This is a genomic window from Streptomyces sp. 8P21H-1, assembly GCF_013302945.1.
On the sequence record NZ_JABTYA010000304.1, the window covers coordinates 1 to 3,056 of the forward strand.

At 72.6% G+C, this 3,056-nt stretch carries 3 protein-coding genes; all 3 read right to left on the minus strand.

Going from position 1 to position 3,056, the window contains the following annotated elements; genetic code table 11:
* Positions 1 to 131: 131 nt before the first annotated feature.
* The gene (locus HO151_RS06390; RefSeq protein ID WP_173895122.1) at positions 132 to 788 is read right to left on the minus strand and encodes a hypothetical protein; all 657 of its coding nucleotides are present in this window, start codon (positions 786 to 788) and stop codon (positions 132 to 134) included.
* A 320-nt stretch (positions 789 to 1,108) separates the two neighbouring features.
* Complete coding sequence (locus HO151_RS06395; RefSeq protein ID WP_173895123.1) at positions 1,109 to 1,558, minus strand: sec-independent translocase; 450 nt, start codon at positions 1,556 to 1,558, stop codon at positions 1,109 to 1,111.
* Positions 1,559 to 1,765: 207 nt separating this feature from the next.
* Positions 1,766 to 3,056: S1C family serine protease (locus HO151_RS06400; RefSeq protein WP_217422922.1), on the minus strand; the 1,291-nt coding region annotated here is incomplete at its 5' end.

The following is a 3,056-nucleotide window of genomic DNA, read 5'->3' on the forward strand; positions in this document are numbered from 1 at the left end:
GCGGGTCCGTCGTGGCCGGGCGGGTCCGTCGTGGCCGGGCGCGCAGTTCCCCGCGCCCCTGGGTCTTCAGGGGCGCGGGGAACTGCGCGACCGGCCCCCACCGGCCGTCGCTTCACCACACGGCCCGCCGCCTAGGCGTACGTGCTGATGTCCTTGATCACGGCGAAGGCCACCCCGTACGCGCTCATCCCCCGCCCGTACGCCCCCACGTGCACCCCTTCCTGCGTCGAGCCCGCCAGGACCCAGCCGAACTCGGACTCCCGGTAGTGGAAGGGCGTCGGCACCCCGTCCACGGGCAGGGACAGCGTCGACCAGTCGGGGCCCGTCAGGTCGTCCGCCAGGACCCACGCCGTCTCGGTCTGCTGGTCCAGCCAGTCGTCGCGCAGGGTGTGGTCCATCTGCCCCGGCCAGGTGAAGGACAGCAGCCCCACTCCCGCGAGCCAGGCCGCGGAGGACACCGAGGTGGCCTCCATCATCCCCGTGCCGTCGGCGCTGCGCCGCACCGGATTGGCGGCGACGGTGACCACGACCGCGAACCGCTCCTTGTCCTCGGTGGACTCGCTGCGGACCGACGGCTCGTCGCCGTGTCCGACCGAACCGTGCTCGATGGTCCCGTCGGCCGCGGCCCCGACCTGCATCAGCCAGCGCGGTCCCGTGAAGGCCTCGTCGAGGCCGTACCACGGGAAGGGCGCCAGCAGGTAGCCGTCGACCGTGCGCCGGGCGGAGGGGAGCTGCTGTCCGCCCCCCGCCGCCGGCGCCTGCGCGCCCACCCGACTTGTCGTCTCCATCTGCCCGGACGCCTCCTCGTTCTCGTCGGACCGGGTGGCCCGCCCCCCTTCGGGCGTTCTTCCGGTCCGCACAACAACTAGGCAGGATAGTCACAGCCCGGCGGCGGCCAGTGAAGCCGGTCGGCACATGGCGCACATACGCCCTGTCTCCGGCTCGTCCCGAACGGGTGCGAGCCGGGCGGCGGGCGGGAGGACGGACGGCGTACGGCTGAAAGTGAAACGTGTTCCGGACGGCGGGCGCGCCGCCCGCCACGGGCCCTGCGGGCCGCCGGGGCTCAGGTCACGACCTGCCCGGGGCCCGGGTCACGAACCGCTCGGGCTCAGGTCGCGTCCGCGTCGAAGGGCGGGCGCTCGTCCGCCGCGAGCTTCTCGCGCTTCTTCGTCAGGTCGACGGAACCGCCCGTGGCGCCCGCGGCCGGGGAGGACGACGCCGACGCCGGATCGGAGTCCCTGCCGTGCACGGCGTCCGTGACCTCGGCCATCTCCTTCTTCAGGTCGAAGCCGTTGCGGATCTCCTTGAGCCCCAGCTCGTCGTTGTCCAGCTGCTTGCGGATGAACGTCTTGGGGTTCAGGTCCTCGAACTCGAAGTCCTTGAACTCCGGACCCAGCTCCTCACGGATGTCCGCCTTGGCGCTCTCCGAGAAGTCACGGATCTTGCGAATGGTGCGCGTGACGTCCTGGATCATCTTCGGGAGCTTCTCCGGACCGAAGACGAGCACGGCGAGGACGATGATCGTCACCAGCTCGAGCGGTCCTATGTCATTGAACACCTTGCAGCTCCTTGCGATGTCCTCGGTGCTCGGCAGGTCATTCCGTGGTCCGGGCCGGATCCACGGTACCCGTCCATCCCGTCCGACCGGTACTGTCCCGGGCTCCCCGACCGCGTGTACACGTACGGTTCCCCGGGATGTCCGCCACGGGCGGCCGGCCGCGTCGGCCGGCCGGTCCCGTCGGTCCCGCCGGCCGGCCGGGCCGGGTCAGTCGCCGTCGGCGGAGCCGAGGACGAGGGTGACCTTCCGTTCCCTGCCGTCGCGCTCCAGCGTCAGCTCCAGCCGGTCGCCGGGCCGGTGCGCCCGCGTCTTGACGATGAGCTCCTCGCCGGAGCGCACGCGCTGCCCGTCGATCTCGGTGATGACGTCACCGGCCCTGATCCCGGCCCGTGCGCCCGGACCGCCCCGGTTGACCGGGGGACCGCCGTCGTTGCCCTCGGTGCCGACGCGGGCGCCGTCGCCGCCGTAGTCCATGTCCAGCGTGACGCCGATCACCGGGTGGGTCGCCCTGCCGGTGTTGATCAGCTCCTCGGCGACGCGCTTGCCCTGGTTGATGGGGATGGCGAAGCCGAGGCCGATCGAGCCGGACTGGGTGCCCTCCAGTGCGGAGCCGCTGTCCGCGGAGCGGATGGCGCTGTTGATCCCGATGACGCGGGCCTGGGAGTCGACCAGGGGGCCGCCGGAGTTGCCGGGGTTTATCGGAGCGTCCGTCTGCAGCGCGTCCACGTACGAGATGTCGCTGCCGTCGCCCTTCTCGCCGCCCGCCGTGATCGGACGCTCCTTGGCGCTGATGATCCCGGCCGTGACCGTGTTCTCCAGGTCGAAGGGGGCTCCGATGGCGACCACGGGATCGCCGACCTCGACGTTGTCGGAGTTGCCGAGCGAGAGGGGCCTGAGGCCGCTGACACCGGTGACCTTGACCACGGCGAGGTCGTAGCCGCTGTCGTGCCCCACGATCTCGGCCTCGGCGGTCTCACCGCCGCTGAAGGTCACGGATATCCCGCCACCGCCGTCCGCCGGGTCGACGACGTGGTTGTTGGTGAGGATGTGGCCGCGCCGGTCGAGCACGAAGCCCGTACCGGTGCCCTGCTCGTCCGAACCGTTCACGTGCAGGGTCACCACGCTCGGCAGCGCGCTGGCCGCGATACCGGCCACGCTGTCCGGCGCCCGGTCCCTGGCCTCGACGTCGGCCTGCGGGAGCCGGACGTCGTCGATGCCCCCGTTGCGCTCCAGATAGGCGCCCACGGCCCCGCCGACGCCGCCGGAGACGAGCGCGAGCAGCGCGATGCCGAGGACCAGCGCGCGCCCGGTCCGCCCGCGGCGCCCGCCCGGCACCTCCGCTGCGGCCCCGTGGTGCTGGAGGGGCTCGGCGGCCCAGGGGTCGTAGTTCCGCCAGGGGTCGTGAGCGGCGGCCGCCCGGTGACCGGCGGGAAACTCCGGACCGAGCCCCCCAGGCACCTGCTGGGCCTGCTGGGCCTGCTGGGCCTGCTGGGCCTGC

Excerpts from the sequence above, each read along its gene's own strand:
- HO151_RS06390 (WP_173895122.1), bottom strand. The coding sequence starts at position 788 with ATGGAGACGACAAGTCGGGTGGGCGCGCAGGCGCCGGCGGCGGGGGGC.